Origin of the sequence: Cellulomonas fimi (assembly GCF_028583725.1) — a bacterium.
Classification (GTDB): domain Bacteria; phylum Actinomycetota; class Actinomycetes; order Actinomycetales; family Cellulomonadaceae; genus Cellulomonas; species Cellulomonas fimi_B.
Map to the genome: position 1 here is coordinate 3,637,226 of NZ_CP110680.1, position 15,434 is coordinate 3,652,659.

Annotated in this window: 16 protein-coding genes; 11 read left to right on the top strand and 5 right to left on the bottom strand. The window is 72.5% G+C overall.

Translation table 11 applies throughout. The features are described 5' to 3' along the window. Nucleotides 1–20: 20 nt before the first annotated feature. From OOT42_RS16325 to OOT42_RS16335, 3 genes are all read right to left on the bottom strand, one after another. Nucleotides 21–1,247: a family 16 glycosylhydrolase gene (locus tag OOT42_RS16325; RefSeq protein ID WP_273652213.1), complete on the bottom strand. Its 1,227-nt coding sequence runs from the start codon at nucleotides 1,245–1,247 to the stop codon at nucleotides 21–23. A gap of 308 nt (nucleotides 1,248–1,555) precedes the next feature. Beyond that, entirely contained in the window at nucleotides 1,556–2,752 is a 1,197-nt protein-coding gene (locus OOT42_RS16330) for an RNA polymerase sigma factor (protein ID WP_273652214.1), read from the bottom strand. Further along, nucleotides 2,749–3,126 carry a YciI family protein gene (locus tag OOT42_RS16335; RefSeq protein WP_273652215.1) on the bottom strand — a complete coding sequence of 126 codons (378 nt, stop codon included), beginning with the start codon at nucleotides 3,124–3,126 and terminating at the stop codon, nucleotides 2,749–2,751. The genes OOT42_RS16330 and OOT42_RS16335 overlap by 4 nt, the downstream gene beginning before the upstream one ends. 137 nt (nucleotides 3,127–3,263) lie before the next feature. Here OOT42_RS16335 and OOT42_RS16340 point away from each other — a divergent pair, with 137 nt between their 5' ends. From OOT42_RS16340 to OOT42_RS16350, 3 genes are read left to right on the top strand one after another with little or no spacing between them, the layout of a single operon-like run. Further along, nucleotides 3,264–3,845 carry a DUF3592 domain-containing protein gene (locus OOT42_RS16340; protein WP_273652216.1) on the top strand — a complete coding sequence of 194 codons (582 nt, stop codon included), beginning with the start codon at nucleotides 3,264–3,266 and terminating at the stop codon, nucleotides 3,843–3,845. 37 nt (nucleotides 3,846–3,882) lie between these two features. Beyond that, nucleotides 3,883–4,368: a PPOX class F420-dependent oxidoreductase gene (locus OOT42_RS16345; RefSeq protein WP_273652217.1), complete on the top strand. Its 486-nt coding sequence runs from the start codon at nucleotides 3,883–3,885 to the stop codon at nucleotides 4,366–4,368. 17 nt (nucleotides 4,369–4,385) lie between these two features. Further along, nucleotides 4,386–4,874 carry a GrpB family protein gene (locus tag OOT42_RS16350; RefSeq protein WP_273652218.1) on the top strand — a complete coding sequence of 163 codons (489 nt, stop codon included), beginning with the start codon at nucleotides 4,386–4,388 and terminating at the stop codon, nucleotides 4,872–4,874. Nucleotides 4,875–4,879: 5 nt separating this feature from the next. Here the strand turns inward: OOT42_RS16350 and OOT42_RS16355 are convergent, their stop codons facing one another. Next, the gene (locus tag OOT42_RS16355; protein WP_273652219.1) at nucleotides 4,880–5,644 is read right to left on the bottom strand and encodes a glycerophosphodiester phosphodiesterase; all 765 of its coding nucleotides are present in this window, start codon (nucleotides 5,642–5,644) and stop codon (nucleotides 4,880–4,882) included. 75 nt (nucleotides 5,645–5,719) lie between these two features. On the opposite strand from OOT42_RS16355, the gene OOT42_RS16360 reads away from it, so the two are divergent. Both OOT42_RS16360 and OOT42_RS16365 read left to right on the top strand, forming a co-directional pair. Then, the gene (locus tag OOT42_RS16360) at nucleotides 5,720–6,133 is read left to right on the top strand and encodes a DoxX family protein (RefSeq protein WP_273652220.1); all 414 of its coding nucleotides are present in this window, start codon (nucleotides 5,720–5,722) and stop codon (nucleotides 6,131–6,133) included. Between the two features lie 329 nt (nucleotides 6,134–6,462). Beyond that, nucleotides 6,463–6,813, top strand: a complete 351-nt coding sequence (locus tag OOT42_RS16365; RefSeq protein ID WP_273652221.1) for a hypothetical protein — start codon at nucleotides 6,463–6,465, stop codon at nucleotides 6,811–6,813. A 1-nt stretch (nucleotide 6,814) separates the two neighbouring features. Here the strand turns inward: OOT42_RS16365 and OOT42_RS16370 are convergent, their stop codons facing one another. Continuing rightward, nucleotides 6,815–8,347, bottom strand: a complete 1,533-nt coding sequence (locus OOT42_RS16370; RefSeq protein WP_273652222.1) for an MATE family efflux transporter — start codon at nucleotides 8,345–8,347, stop codon at nucleotides 6,815–6,817. Nucleotides 8,348–8,743: 396 nt separating this feature from the next. Here OOT42_RS16370 and chvE point away from each other — a divergent pair, with 396 nt between their 5' ends. The 6 genes from chvE to OOT42_RS16400 all read left to right on the top strand — a co-directional run bounded on the left by chvE (nucleotide 8,744) and on the right by OOT42_RS16400 (nucleotide 15,327). Next, the gene (chvE, locus tag OOT42_RS16375; RefSeq protein WP_273652223.1) at nucleotides 8,744–9,898 is read left to right on the top strand and encodes a multiple monosaccharide ABC transporter substrate-binding protein; all 1,155 of its coding nucleotides are present in this window, start codon (nucleotides 8,744–8,746) and stop codon (nucleotides 9,896–9,898) included. Between the two features lie 115 nt (nucleotides 9,899–10,013). Further along, the gene (gene mmsA, locus OOT42_RS16380; protein ID WP_273652224.1) at nucleotides 10,014–11,549 is read left to right on the top strand and encodes a multiple monosaccharide ABC transporter ATP-binding protein; all 1,536 of its coding nucleotides are present in this window, start codon (nucleotides 10,014–10,016) and stop codon (nucleotides 11,547–11,549) included. Further along, entirely contained in the window at nucleotides 11,549–12,730 is a 1,182-nt protein-coding gene (gene mmsB / locus OOT42_RS16385) for a multiple monosaccharide ABC transporter permease (RefSeq protein ID WP_273652225.1), read from the top strand. Before mmsA ends, mmsB begins: the two co-directional genes overlap by 1 nt. Before the next feature lie 134 nt (nucleotides 12,731–12,864). Further along, nucleotides 12,865–14,049, top strand: coding sequence for an ROK family transcriptional regulator (locus OOT42_RS16390; protein ID WP_273652226.1), 1,185 nt, complete (start codon nucleotides 12,865–12,867; stop codon nucleotides 14,047–14,049). 58 nt (nucleotides 14,050–14,107) lie between these two features. Then, complete coding sequence (locus OOT42_RS16395) at nucleotides 14,108–14,887, top strand: ATP-binding cassette domain-containing protein (protein WP_273652227.1); 780 nt, start codon at nucleotides 14,108–14,110, stop codon at nucleotides 14,885–14,887. Then, a complete protein-coding gene (locus tag OOT42_RS16400) occupies nucleotides 14,884–15,327 on the top strand; it encodes a hypothetical protein (RefSeq protein ID WP_273652228.1) in 444 nt (147 codons plus the stop codon). The genes OOT42_RS16395 and OOT42_RS16400 overlap by 4 nt, the downstream gene beginning before the upstream one ends. The last annotated feature ends 107 nt before the right edge of the window (nucleotides 15,328–15,434 follow it).

Below are 15,434 nucleotides of genomic sequence, written 5' to 3' on the forward strand. Positions count from 1 at the left end.
GTCCGGACCCGGTCAGCGGGTCACAGGTACCACTGCTGGTTCGCCTGGTTGTTGCAGTCCCAGATCTGCACGCGCTGACCGTCGTGGACGGGGAGCCCGCCGACGCCGTCGAGGCAGCGCCCGGACTGCGGGTTCTTGATCGCGCGCGTGCCGGAGTCGTACGTCCAGCGCTGCGCGGCGGTGCCGTTGCAGGTCCAGAGCTGCACGACGGTCCCGTTGGCGGTGCCGCCACCGCTCACGTCGAGGCACTTGCCGAGCGCGCGGATCGTGCCGTCGGAGCCCCGGGTCCACGACTGGGCGGCGTTGCCGTTGCAGCCGACGACCTGGATCGGGTTGCCGTCGTGCGTCTGCGCCCACGGGACGTCGAGGCACAGGGAGTTCGCGACGCGGATCGTGCCGGTGCCGGTCGGCAGCGAGCCGCCGCCCCCGCCTCCGCCGCCGCCCGTCGCGCCGTTGTCGTAGACGCGGACGTAGTCGACCTTCATCTGCTGCGGGAGCTGGGTCGACCCGTCGGGGTAGCCGGGCCACTGCCCGCCGACGGCGACGTTGAGGATGAGGAAGTACGCCTTGTCGAACACCCAGGGGTTGCCGCCGACGCGGCTCGTGGTGACCTGGTGGAAGACGTTGCCGTCGACGGACCAGGTGATCGAGCCGGGCTTCCAGTCGACCGCGTAGGTGTGGAAGGTGTCGGCGAACGACCAGTTCTGCGGGTGCTGGTAGACGCCGCTGATCCCGGCGCCGCCGGAGTAGCCGGGCCCGTGCACCGTGCCGTAGATGCGGTGGGGCTCCTTGCCGACGTTCTCCATGATGTCGATCTCGCCGCTGCTGGGCCACGACGTCTGCGGGAAGTCGCCGCCGAGCATCCAGAACGCGGGCCAGATGCCCTGGCCGCGCGGGATCTGGATGCGCGCCTCGACGCGGCCGTACTTCACCTCGACCTTGTCGTTGCTCTGCAGCCGGGCGGACGTGTACGACCCGTCGGCCTCGCGCCGCGCGGTGATGACGAGGTTGCCCTGGCCGTCGAGCGCGGAGTTGTTGCGGGACGTCGTGTAGGTCTGGAGCTCGCCGTTGCCCCAGCCGCCCGCGCCCGTGTCGTAGTTCCAGACGCTGCCGTCGGGCGCGCTGCCGGCGCTGCCGTTGAACTCCTGCGACCAGACGACGTCGCCGACGGCGGCGGCCGCGGGTGCCGTGGGGCCGCCGGTGAGCTGGGCCGCGGTGAGGGCGCTGGCGACGAGGCCGGCGGTCATGACGCTCGCGCCGATCACGCGGCGGCGGGCGTGGCGTGGGCGGGACGTGCGTGGGCGTGACGTGTGCGGGCGGGACGTGCGGGGACGTAGGCGTGCGACGGGCATCGGTGCCTCCTCGGGGTCGTCTGACGGACGACGGAGGCGCGGCTGACTCGTGTCACTTCGCTGTGCCGGGCGCGCCCTGCCGTCCGGCGACCGACCGTAACGGCCCTGCTTACTGACAGGCAAGTAATCCTTACGGGTGGCCGCGTGACCGCGCGTCGGCAGCGCGTTGACCTGCGACGACGTGGCGCGGCGCGCGAATCGATTCAGGAGGAACCGGACCGTCGGCGCCCTTCGAGGTAGTCACGGACGGCGTCGTCGTCGGACAGCGCGGCCGCCCGCGCGAACGCGTCCGCGGCCTCGTCGGGACGCCCCGCACGGGCCAGCAGGTCACCGCGCGCCGCCCACCACGGCTGGAACGCCGGCACCGGCTCGGGCGGCAGCGCCGCCAGCCCGGCCTCGGGCCCGTCGAGCCGCCCGACCACCACGGCGAGCGCCGTGCGCGACCCCAGGCTCGGCGCGACCGCGTCCAGCGCCCGGTACAGCGTCCGCAGCGCCGTCCAGTCGACGACGCCCGTGCGTCGCCGGTCGCAGTGCACCGCCTGGATCGCCGCCTCCAGCCGGAACCGCCCCGGCGGCCCCGGGCGCGTCGCGCGGCGCAGGTACGACTCCCCCTCCGCGACCAGGTGCTCGTCCCAGGTCGACGGGTCCTGCTCGTCGAGCGGCACGAACGCGTCCCCGGCCTGGCGACGGGCCAGCGACAGCGTCACGAGCGCCGCGAGCGCCCACGCCTCCGCGTCGTCGTCGAGCAGCGACGCGAGCACGACGGCCAGGTGCTGCGCCTCCCCCGCGAGCTCCCGCCCGTCCTGACGCCACGTCACCGCCGCGCAGCCGTACACCGCCTCGAGCACCGCGGGCAGGCGTTCCGGCATCGACCGCCGGTCCGGCACGACGAACGGGATCCGCGCCCGGGCGATGCGCCGCTTCGCCCGCACGAGCCGCTGCTGCATCGCGCCGGGCGACACCGCGAACGCGCGCGCGACGACCTGCGAGTCCAGGCCGAGCACCGTCTGCATCATGAGCGGCGTGCGCACGTCGGGCGCGATCGCGGGGTGCGCGCACACGAACAGCAGCGCGAGCCGCCGGTCCTCGATCGCGTCCGGGTCGACGTCCACGCCGTCCGGCGCGGCCGGCGCGCGGGCGTCGTCGAGCGGCGCCGACCGTCGCACGGCGGCGGACCGCCACACGTCACGGAGCCGGTTGCGGGCCACGGTGAGCAGCCAGGCGTCGGGGGCGCGCGGGACACCGTCGGCCGGCCACGTCGTCAGCGCCCGCTCGAACGCGTCGGCGAGCGCGTCCTCCGCCTGCGCGAGGTCGCCCGTCGACGCCGCGAGCAGCGCGACCAGCCGGCCGTAGGAGTCGCGGGCGGCACGCTCGGCGGCCGCCCGCGCTCCCGCGGTCACGCGTTCGGCACCCACACGCCGTCGACGACGTGCGTCGCGCCCGGCCGGACCTCGACCGCGCCCCAGCTCACCGACGGCGCGCGCTTCGCCCACTCGAGCGCCGCGTCGAGGTCGGGGACGTCGACGACGAACGTGCCGCCGAGCTGCTCCTTCGTGTCGGCGAACGGCCCGTCCTGCACCTGCAGGACGCCGTCGACCGTGCGCAGCGTCGTGGTGCTGCTCGACGGCTGGAGCACCTCGGCGCCGACGAGCACGCCCGCGGCGTGCAGGGTCGCGGCGTACGCGCTGAACTCGCGCTCGCCCTCCTCCCACCCGCCCTCGCCCAGGTCCTCGGGAGTCATCTCGGGGTAGTGCAGCAGGATCGTGTACCGCATGGGGTCCTCCTCGGTGTCGTCAGCGTAGGTCGCGAGCAGGGCCGCGACACCAGCATGACGATCTCGACCGTGCCGGGCAGACACCGCTGCCCGCATCCGCCCCCACGCGTCGCGTCCGTCGCGCTAGCGTGCGCGTCATGGCAGGTCACCCGGCGCCGCCCCGCGGCCCCGACGAGCCCGCCGCCGGCTCCCCCGGGACCGCCCGTCGTGCACGGGTCGCCGCACCGTCGCGGCGCCGGCCGGCGCGGGTCCTCGCCACGACCGCGGCCCTCGTGTCGGCGCTGGGCCTGGTGCTCGCCGTGGTCGCCGTGTTCCTCGTCGTGCGGGACTACCGGTTCCGCGGCGAGGCGATCGCGCTCGACACGACCGGGCGGACGGCGACGGTCGAGCACGCGGAGGTCACCGACCGCGGCACGGTGCAGGTCCGCTTCGTCGTCGCCGGCCGTGACGTGACGACCCGCCCGCTCGGGTCGAACCCCGACACGACCGACGTCGACGGTCCCCTGGTGGTCCGCTACGACCCGTCGGACCCGCAGCGGGCGATGCTCACCGGGGACGTCACCTACTACGTGGAGGACGCCATGCTCGGCGGCGTGCTGGCGTCCGTCCTGTTCGTCCTGCCTGCCGTCGTGACGGCCCTCGTGTGGCGGCTCGCGGGCCGGCCCCCGTGGTGGCGGCACGTCGCGTGGCGCCACGGCTTCGGTCCCACGATCCCCTGACCTCCGCGACGGCCGCCCGACGCCTACCGTGGACGGCATGCCCCGCACCGTCGCCACCACCCGCACCGTCGACCTGCCCGAGCTCCTGGACTTCGTCCGGCCGCGCCACCACTTCCTCCTCGTGACCGCGCGCGCCGACGGCCGCCCGCAGGTGTCGCCGGTCAGCGGCGGCGTCGACGACCGGGGCCGGCTGGTCGTGTCGACGTACCCGGGCCGGGCCAAGACCCGCAACGCCGAGCGCGACCCGCGCGTGAGCGTGTGCGTCCTGTCCGACGACTTCGGCGGTGCGTGGGTGCAGGTCGACGGCGACGCCGAGGTGCTGCACATGCCCGAGGCGGAGGACGCGCTCGTCGACTACTACCGCTGCATCGCGGGCGAGCACCCCGACTGGGACGAGTACCGCGCGGCGATGCGCCTGCAGGACAAGTCGCTGATCCGCGTGACCCCGACGCGCTGGGGACCGGTCGCGACGGGCGGCTTCCCGGAGGACGTCGCGGCGCGGCTCGACGCGCTCGACGCCTGACCGGCCCGGGGCGACGCGTGCTGCGCCGGTCCGACGAGGTGCGCGACCAGGCGGCCGCGGTGGTCGATGCGGAGCGCGCGGCGCTGGTCGCCGCCGGGGTGCCCGGTGAGCTCGCGTGGGTCGGCGGGTCGAGCGTCCCGGGCGCGCTGACGCGCGGCGACGTCGACCTGCACCTGCGCGTGCCGCCCGACGCGTTCGCGTCCGCGGTCGACCTGCTCCGGCGCGACCACGCCGTCGTGCACCCGGAGATCTGGTGCGCGACGCTCGCGACGTTCGCCGTCGACGCACCGCTGCCGGCCGGGCTCGCCGTCACGCCCGTCGGCTCGGAGCACGACGTGCGCTTCATGCGGACGTGGGCGCGGCTGCGCGCGGACCCGGCGCTGCTCGCCGAGCACAACCGCGTGAAGGCCGAGGCGGACGCGCTCGCGCCCGACGAGTACGAGGCCCGCAAGTCCGCGTTCTTCGACCGCGTCCTGGCCGCCGACGACCCGGCACCCGGCGTCTGACGACGTCAGCGCCAGAGCCCGCGCTCGGTGAGCACGTCCTTGAGGACGTCGGCGCGGTCGCTGATGATCCCGTCGACGCCCAGGTCGAGCAGCGTCCGCATGTCGTCGGCGTCGTCGACCGTCCACACGTGCACGAGCAGCCCCGCCGCGTGCGCCGCCTGGACGTGCCGGCCGGTCAGCACCTGCCGCCCCCGGAACCGCCACGGCACCTGGTAGACGTCGAACCGTCGGCGGGAGAGCCCGTGGAACCGCACGCGACCGCCGCTGCGCACGAAGGCGACGGCCTCGGTCGTCCCGGCCGACGTGGCGACGGGCCGCGACAGCCTCGCGACGGTCGCGTCCCGCCGCGACGCCGAGAACGACGCGACGCACACCCGGTCGTGCGCCGCGGTCCGCTCGATGGCCTCGGCGACGGGCACGATGCCCGACCGCTCCTTGACGTCGACGTTCACGCGCAGGTCGGGCCAGGTCGCGAGCACGTCCTCGAGGAGCGGCACGGGCTCGACGCCGCCGATCCGGGCCTCGCGCACGCGTGCCCACGGCAGGTCGGAGACGCGACCGGTGCGGTCGGTCGTGCGGTCGAGCGTCGCGTCGTGCAGCGCGACGGCGCGCCCGTCGGCGGTGCCGTGCGCGTCGGTCTCGACGTACGTGAAGCCGAGGTCGACCGCCGCCTGGAACGCCGCGAGCGAGTTCTCGAGCCCGTCGGGCGAGAACCCGCGGTGCGCGAGCGCGGCGACGCCGCCCGGTGCGTCGAGGTACGGATGGCTCACGTCGGACCTCCCGATGCCAGCACAGCACACCGTCCCTGACCTGCGCGATCCGGCCGCGCCGGTGACGATGGGGCCATGTCGCACCTCGCACGCACCGCCCGCGTCGCCGGCCAGGTGGCCCTCGGGGCCGCGCTCCTCGCGGCCGGGACGTCGCACCTCACGACGAAGCGGGAGGAGTTCCAGGCGCAGGTGCCGTCGTGGTTCCCCGCCGACCCGGACGCCGTCGTGCTCGTGTCGGGCGTCGCGGAGCTCGCCCTCGGGGCTGCGCTCGTCGGGACATGGAAGCAGCCGGCCCGTGGGTGGGTGGGCGCCGCGGCGGCGGCGTTCTTCGTCGCGATCTTCCCCGGCAACGTGGCGCAGCTCGTCGAGCGCAAGGACGGCTTCGGGCTCGACACCGACACCAAGCGCGCCGTGCGGCTCGTGTTCCAGCCCGCGCTCGTCGGGTGGGCGCTCGCCGCGACCGACGCCCGCCGCGCGCTCACCCGCTGACCGGGCGAGGACTTCACCCGCTGCCCCGTACGCGGGCCGGGTGTTTGCCGTGCCCGCGTCCCACCTCCGGGGTGACAGGCAGCCCCGAGAGACGGGAGGCGCACATCCACCGCACCCCATCCACGCACGCCGTCGCACCTGAGACCAGGGGCGGGTCGCTCGCGACGGAACGCTGAGCCGCCACGCCGGGTCCCTCTCCCCCGTCCCCGGGACCCGCCGCGGCGCACCGCCCCATCCCGCGGCACGTCGGGTCCTCGTCCTTCTCCCCCGGTCGACGAGAACCCGGCGTGCCGCTTCCCCGTCCGGGCGAGTGCCGCCACGATGACCACGTGCCGTCCCGTCTCCGGCAGTCCCGCGTCGTCCTCGCCGTCCTCGCCTCGGTCGTGCTCGGCGCGTCCGCCGCGGGCTGCTCGTCCGGGTCGGGACTGCCCGAGCGGGACCCCGACGTCACCGCGACGATCGCCCGCACGACGGACGCGGCCGTGCTCACCGACGCGGACGACCCGTACTACGAGGGCATGTCGCTCGCCGACGACCTTCCCGTCGTGGGCGGCGACGGCGCGGCCGCGACGGTGGCCGGGCTGGTCGACGGCGACCGCGTCCGGGTGTGGATCGGCGGTTCGTGCGCGGAGTCGTGGCCGGTGCTCTGCGAGATCGTCGGCGTGGAGCTCGTCGAGTGAGTCAGTCGCGCGTGGCGCAGCCGTCGTGGGCGAGGACCTCGTCGGGCGCGCGGTCGTCGGACGGCTCGGAGGCCACGCCCTCGGGCGCCGGGCGCGGCGACGGCAGCGCGTCGACGTCCGGGACGACGGCCTCCAGGACCGCCGAGCCCTCCGCGGGCCCGTCGGCGACGAGCGTGACCGGGGGCTCGCCGACACCCGTGACGGGCTGCTGCGCGAGGCGGCGCGCGGCGGCGAGGTACGCCGGGACGAGGAGCGCGACGGCGCCGATCCACGCGAGCGGGTTGCCCCACACGACCCCGTCGTACCCGTAGGACGCCCCGAGCACGACGGCGGCGCCGACGCGGCAGACGAGCTCGATCGCCCCGGTGACGGTCGGCACGACGGTCTGCCCGAGACCCTGGAGCGCCCCGCGCAGGACGAACAGCACCCCGAGCACGACGTACAGCAGACCGTTGACGAGCAGCAGGTGCGCGGCCATGCCGACGACGGACTCCTCGCCGTCCCCGACGAACAGCCGGACGATCGCACCTCCACCGGCGACGAGCACGGCGCCGACGAGGACCGAGCCGACGACGGACATCCACGCGGCCTGCACGACGCCGCGCCGGATCCGGTCGGGTCGCCCGCCGCCGAGGTTCTGGGCGACGAACGTCGACACCGCGAGGCCGAGCGACGCGAGCAGCGCGACGGCGAGCCCGTCGACGCGCGCGGCGGTGGTGTAGGCGGCGACGGCGTCGGAGCCGAGCTCGTTGAGCCGGACCTGCACGGCGAGCGTGCCGATGGCGATGATCGACGCCTGGAAGCCCATGGGCAGGCCGAGGCGCAGGTGCAGGCGCAGCTCGTCGCCCGTGACGCGCCAGTCGTCGCGGTGGACGCGCAGGACGGGCACGCGGCGCCGGACGTGGTCGAGGCACAGCACGACGGAGACGCCCTGCGACACGACGGTCGACAGCGCGGCGCCACCGACGCCCCAGTCCAGCCAGGCGACCGCCCCGACGACGAGCGCGATGTTGAGCACGCAGCTGACCGTGAGGAACACGAGCGGGGTGCGCGAGTCGCCGATGGCCCGGATCACCGCGGACAGGAAGTTGAAGAACATCATCGTGCTCGCGCCGAGGAAGCTCACGACGGCGAACGTCGTGGCCTGCGGCAGCAGGTCCTCGGGCGTCTGGAGCAGCCGCAGCGCGGGCGCGGCGAGCAGCGGTGCGGCGACGGTGAGGACGAGGCTCGTGATGCCGGACAGCACCGCGCCGGCTGCGACGGAGCGGCGCACGGCGTGGTGGTCGCCGGCGCCGAACGCCTGCGCGGTCGGGATCGCGAAGCCGTTCGTCATGCCCCACGCGAAGCCGAGCAGGAGGAACAGCAGCGAGCCGGTGGCGCCGACGGCGGCGAGCGCGTCGACGCCCAGGATGCGGCCGACGACCATGGCGTCGGCGGCCTGGTAGAGCTGCTGGACGATGTTGCCGACGAGCAGCGGGACGGCGAAGAGGAGGATGACGCGCCAGGGGCGACCGGCGGTGAGGACCTTGGGCACAGCGATTCCCGGGACAGGAGAGGGCGGGCTGGGAGGGGGCGCGGTGGTCGGGTCGTGCCGGTCGCGTCAGGCATCGATCGTATCGATACGATCCGCCGCGGACGAATCGATTTGATCGCACATCGGCGTCACTCGATCGAGTTTCATCCGTCCGGGGGAAGCGCTCGCTCACGCGACCTCGGCGTGCCCGGACCGTTATGGATTCGAAACCCAAAAACAGAAACACCGGCTTGACTTCGGTTCTCGAACACAGGACCGTGGTCGTTGCTGCCGGGCGCTGTCGCCCGAAGACCAGGCCCCGGTGCGGGACCGCGCAGCGAGCGGGTCGCTCCCGCGGTTCGACAACACAGGCACGCCCCAGGGGCGGCCGATCTCAACGACGAGAAGGAGTGCACGATGCGACGCAAGATCACCATCGCCGCCATCGGCGCGACGCTGGCCCTCGGGCTTGCGGCCTGCTCCGGCGGTGGCGCCGGGAGCACGGACGACTCGACCAGCGGCGGCGAGGGCGGCGAGGGCCAGCTCGTCGGCGTGGCGATGCCCACGCAGACCTCCGAGCGCTGGATCGCCGACGGCGACGCGGTCAAGGAGGGCCTCGAGGCCGCCGGCTACAAGGTCGACCTCCAGTACGGCAACGACGACATCCCGACGCAGCAGTCGCAGATCGACCAGATGATCACCAAGGGCGCCAAGCTCCTGATCGTCGCCTCGATCGACGGCACCGCGCTCGCCAACCAGCTGCAGGCCGCGGCCGACGCGGGCATCCCCGTCATCGCCTACGACCGCCTCATCCGCGACACCGAGAACGTCGACTTCTACGTCACGTTCGACAACTACAACGTCGGCGTGCAGCAGGCGACCTCGCTGCTCGTGGGCCTCGGCGTCCTCGACGAGGACGGCGTCGCCGTCCCCGACGTGGCCGGCCCGTTCAACATCGAGCTGTTCGCCGGCTCGCTGGACGACAACAACGCGCACTTCTTCTGGAAGGGCGCGATGGACACCCTCGAGCCCTACATCGAGGAGGGCATCCTCGCCGTCCCGTCGGGCCAGACGGACATCGAGCAGGCGGCCATCCTGCGCTGGCAGCAGGAGACCGCGCAGAAGCGCATGGAGGACCTCCTGACCTCCACGTACGGCGGCGGCGCCAAGCTCGACGGCGTGCTCTCCCCGTACGACGGCCTGTCGCGCGGCATCATCACGGCGCTGCAGAACGCGGGCTACGGCCCGACCCGCTCCGCCGCGACGCCCATGCCGGTCGTCACCGGCCAGGACGCCGAGATCGCGTCGGTCAAGCTCATCCAGGACGACGTCCAGTTCTCGACGATCTTCAAGGACACCCGCAAGCTCGCGGAGCAGGCCGTCGTCTCGGCCGACCAGTTCCTCGCGGGTGAGACGCCCGAGTCGAACGACAAGGACACCTACGACAACGGCGTGAAGGTCGTGCCGTCGTACCTCCTCGAGTCCGACATCGTCTACGCGAACAACATCCAGGCGCTGCTGATCGACACCGGCTACTGGACCGCCGAGCAGGTGGAGAAGGGTCAGGCCTGACCTTCCCCCCGCGGGTCGCGCCGCACGCCGCGGCCGGTCGGCGCCCTCACGGGCGTCGGCCGGCCCGGCCGGCGGGCCCCACGCCACGAGCAACCAGAGAGGCGGTCGGACGCAGATGAGCACCATCCTCGAGATGCAGTCGATCACCAAGACGTTCCCTGGGGTCAAGGCCCTCCAGGACGTCAACCTCGTCGTCGAGCGCGGTGAGATCCACGCGATCTGCGGCGAGAACGGCGCCGGCAAGTCGACGCTGATGAAGGTCCTGTCGGGCGTCTACCCGCACGGCACCTACGAGGGCCGGATCCTGTTCGAGGGCGAGGAGGTCGCCTTCGGGTCGATCAACGACTCCGAGGACAAGGGCATCGTCATCATCCACCAGGAGCTCGCCCTGGTCCCCTACCTGTCCGTCGCCGAGAACATCTTCCTCGGCAACGAGCAGCGCGGTGCCGGCGGGCTCATCGACTGGAACCGCACGAACGCCGAGGCCGCCCAGCTCCTCGCGCGCGTCGGCCTCGACGAGCTCCCCGTGACGCCCGTCGGCCAGCTCGGCGTCGGCAAGCAGCAGCTCATCGAGATCGCCAAGGCGCTGTCGAAGAAGGTCAAGCTCCTCATCCTCGACGAGCCGACCGCCGCGCTGAACGACAGCGACTCCGAGCACCTGCTGGACCTGCTGCGCCAGCTCAAGGACCACGGCATCACCTCGATCATGATCAGCCACAAGCTGAACGAGATCGCCGAGATCGCCGACTCCACCACGATCATCCGCGACGGCAAGACCATCGAGACGCTGAACATGAAGCGCGACGGCGTCACGCAGGAGCGCATCATCCGCGGGATGGTCGGCCGCGACCTCGAGCACCGGTACCCGCCGCACGAGTCGACCCCCGGCGCCGAGGTGCTGCGCGTGGAGGACTGGACCGTCCACCACCCGACGCAGCCCGACCGCGTGGTCGTCGACAACGCCTCGTTCTCCGTGCGCGCCGGCGAGATCGTCGGCATCGCGGGCCTCATGGGTGCCGGGCGCACCGAGCTCGCGATGAGCCTGTTCGGTCGCACCTACGGCAGCCACGTCACCGGCCGCGTCTACCTGCGCGGCGAGGAGATCCGCACGCGCACCGTCGACGAGGCCATCGGCCACGGCATCGCCTACGCGACCGAGGACCGCAAGAAGTACGGCCTCAACCTCATCGAGGACATCCGCACCAACATCTCCGCCGCGAGCCTGCGCAAGCTGTCCCGCCTGGGCTTCGTCAACGGCAACGAGGAGATCAAGGTCGCGGAGGACTACCGCAAGTCCATGAACATCAAGAGCCCGACCGTCATGGCGCTCACCGGGAAGCTCTCCGGCGGCAACCAGCAGAAGGTCGTCCTCTCCAAGTGGATCTACACGGACCCTGACGTGCTGATCCTCGACGAGCCCACGCGCGGCATCGACGTCGGCGCGAAGTACGAGATCTACACGATCATCAACCGGCTCGCGGACCAGGGGAAGGCGATCATCGTCATCTCCTCGGAGCTGCCCGAGCTGCTCGGCATCTGCGACCGGATCTACACCCTGGCCTTCGGCCGGGTCACCGGCCAGCTGCCCCGCGGCGAGGCCACCCAGGAGAGCCTCATGGAGCTCATGACCAAGGAAAGGGAGAACGCCTGATGACTGCCGTCGCGGGTCTCAAGGACATCTTCACGCGCAACCTGCGCACGAGCGGCATCTACATCGCCTTCGTCGCGATCATCGGGCTCTTCACCATCCTCACGGACGGCATGCTGCTGAGCCCCGGCAACATCACCAACATCGTCCTGCAGTACTCGTACATCCTGATCCTGGCCATCGGCATGGTCATCGTGATCATCGCCGGGCACATCGACCTGTCGGTCGGGTCGGTGGTGGCGCTCACCGGAGCAGTCGCGGCGGTCGTCGTCATCAAGAACGGCAGCCCGTGGTGGATCGGCGTGCTCGCCGCGCTGGCCGTCGGCCTCGCCGTCGGCGCATGGCAGGGCTTCTGGGTCGCGTACGTCGGGATCCCCGCGTTCATCGTGACGCTGGCCGGCATGCTGCTCTTCCGCGGCATGACGCTGCAGGTGCTCGACAACATCTCGCTGTCGCCGTTCCCGGCCGAGTACCAGAAGATCGCCGGCGGGTTCCTCAACGGCATCCTCGGCGGCCAGGGCTTCGACGTCTTCACGCTCGTGATCTTCGCGATCGCGATCGCCGGCTACGCGTTCAGCCAGCTCCGCGCCCGCCAGGCCCGCATCAAGTACCAGCAGACCGTCGAGTCGTTCCCGCTGTTCGTCCTCAAGCTGGTGCTCATCGCGGCCGTCGTCATGGCGTTCGCCTACCAGCTGTCGCGCAGCCGCGGCCTGCCGATCGTGCTGATCATCCTCGGCGTCCTGATCCTCACCTACCAGATCGTCACGACGAAGACGGTGTTCGGCCGCCACGTCTACGCGATCGGTGGCAACCTGCACGCCGCCGAGCTGTCCGGCGTCAAGGTCAAGAAGATCAACTTCTGGATCTTCGTCAACATGGGCTTCCTCGCCTCGGTCGCCGGCGTCGTCTACTCGTCGCGGTCGAACGGCGCGCAGCCGGGTGCGGGCAACATGTTCGAGCTCGACGCGATCGCCGCCTGCTTCATCGGCGGCGCGTCCACCACGGGCGGTGTCGGCCGGGTCACCGGCGCGATGGTCGGTGGTCTGATCATGGGCGTCATGTCCAACGGCATGCAGCTCATGGGCATCGACCAGTCCGTGCAGCAGATGGTCAAGGGCCTCGTGCTGCTGCTCGCCGTCGCGTTCGACATCTACAACAAGCGTCGCGCGGGCGCCGCTCGCTGATCGCGCACCGGCCGGGTCCCCGGCGGCGCTCGTCGCCGCGGGGGCCCGGCCTTTCGCACACACCTCCGACTCCCGGCCTACCGACGCGTTCGCCCAGGCCAGGTAGTCTCTGCCGCGTGAGAGGACGGTAGGCGGTGGCCGGTTCGCAGTCCTCGTTGCGTGAAGCCAACCGCAGCGCCGTCGTCGAGACCGTGAAGCGCCACGGCGGGCTCACCCAGGTCGAGCTCGTCGGTGCCACGGGGCTCTCCCCCGCGACCGTCTCCACGATCGTCAAGCAGCTCGTCTCCGACGGCGTCGTCGAGGTCCGCACCACCATCCGCACCGGCCGCCGCGCGCAGCTCGTCACGCTCGCGCACCGGGTCGGCCTCGCGGTCGGCGTCCACGTCGGCCAGCGCCACATCCGCGTCGCGATCGCCGACTTCACGCACGAGGTGCTCGCCGAGCGCGTGCTCCCCATGCCCGTCGACCACCCCGTCGACACGTCCCTCGACCGGACCGCGCTCCTCGTCGTCGACCTGCTCGAGCGCCTCGGGCTCGCGATGCAGGACGTCGTCGGCATCGGCATCGGCCTGCCTGCCCCCGTCGACGACGCGACCGGCATGATCTCGGTGCGCGGCGTCATGCGCGGCTGGGACGAGGTCCACGTCGGGCACGTCCTGTCGAAGCGCCTCGCGCTGCCCGTCTACGTCGACAACGACGCCAACCTCGGCGCGCTCGCCGAGAGCACGCGTGGCGCGTCGCGCGAGTACCGCGACAGCGTCTACGTCCGCGCCTCCTACGGCACCGGCGCCGGCATCATCATCAACCACCAGCTGCACCGCGGGTTCGCCGGCACCGCCGGCGAGATCGGCCACGTCCAGGTCGACCCGCAGGGCGACATCTGCCGCTGCGGCAGCCGCGGGTGCCTCGACACCGTCGTCGGCGCCCGCGCGATCGTCGAGCCGCTGCGCGCGACGCACGGCAACCTCACGCTGCGCGACGTCGTGCAGCGTGCCCGCGAGGGCGACCCCGGCTGCGCCCAGGTCATCGCCGACGCCGGCGCCGAGATCGGGGCCGTCGTGTCCGGCGTCGCCATGACCGTCAACCCGCAGTGCATCGTCGTCGGCGGCGAGCTCGCCGAGACCGGCGAGATCCTGCTCCAGCCCATGCGGGAGGCGCTGCGGCGGCGCGTCCTGCTCAACCAGATCGCGCCTCTCGAGGTGATCCCCGCCGAGCTCGGCAACGCCGCCGAGGTCGCGGGGGCCATCGCGTTGGTGATGCAGCACGCCGACGTCGACCTGGACCCGCCGGTGACCGCTCCCGAGCGGGCCGACGCATGAACCGCCCGGAGGCATGATGACTGGAACGACCGTGAAGGACGAAGGGCAGGTGCGACCGATGGCGACGATGCCACCCCGCGTGCCGCTGCTGTCCATGAAGCAGATCACCAAGAGCTTCAACGCCGTCGAGGCGCTCGTCGGCGTGGACTTCGAGGTCCACGCGCACGAGGTCGTCGCGCTCGTCGGCGACAACGGCGCCGGCAAGTCGACGCTCGCGAAGATCGTGTCCGGCGTGCTCACGCCCGACTCCGGCATCGTCGAGATCGACGGCGAGCCCGTGTCCATCCACTCGCCGTCGGCCGCGCACGCGCTCGGCGTCGCGACCGTCTTCCAGGACCTCGCCCTGTGCGACAACCTCGACGTCACCGCGAACCTGTTCCTCGGCCGTGAGCTCACGCGCGGCGGGTCGGGGCTCAAGGACGGCGAGATGGAGCAGACGACCAAGCGGATCCTGCACGACCTCAACAGCCCGATCCCGTCGGTGAAGACCGAGCTGCGTGCCCTGTCCGCCGGTCAGCGGCAGTCCGTCGCCATCGCGCGCACCCTCATCGGCAACCCGCGCATCGTCGTGCTCGACGAGCCCACCGCAGCCCTGTCCGTCGCGCAGACCGCCGAGGTGCTCACGCACATCGAGCGCCTGCGCGAGCTCGGTCTCGGCGTCATCCTCATCAGCCACAACATGGTCGACGTGCGCGCCGTGTCGGACCGGATCGAGGTCCTGCGGCACGGCCGGAACAACGGGTCGTTCGACGCGGGGACCGCGAGCTACGAGAGCATCCTCGCCGCGATCACCGGCGCGACGAAGTACACCCAGGGCGGGGACCGGCGGTTCGGATGAGGATCCCGGGTCGTCGCACGCACGTCGCCGGCGTCGTCGGTGCCGGCTTCATCGCCGCCGAGGCGCCCGCGCTGCAGACGTCCCTGGTCGCCGCGCTCACGATGCACGAGCGGGCCGCCGAGCGGCCCGTCACCGTCGAGCTGCGCGTCGACCGCGGCCGCGGCACGCGGCTGGTCCTGAGCGCGCGCAACGTCGTCATCGGGTTCGTGCCGCCCGACGAGGTGCCCCTGCTCGCCGCGCAGCTGCCGTCCGGGAGGGCGCTGCTCGTCGTGCCCGGCGTCGTCTACCACCAGGACGGGCTCTGGCGGCTGTGGGTGGGGCCGGAGCCGTCCTCCTTCCCTGCGCCCGCCGACGACCTCGACACGCTCCCCGTGCCCGACCCGTCGATCGCCGGGATCCCGCTGAAGATCCTGCGGTCGAAGGACGACGACGACCGCTGACCGTCTTCTGTCGACGGGCGTCGTCGAACGTCACCTCCTGGTCGACGTCACTGACGGAAGTCACTGCACGGAGGCGTCGATCCTTCAGGAACGACGTACCGTTACTG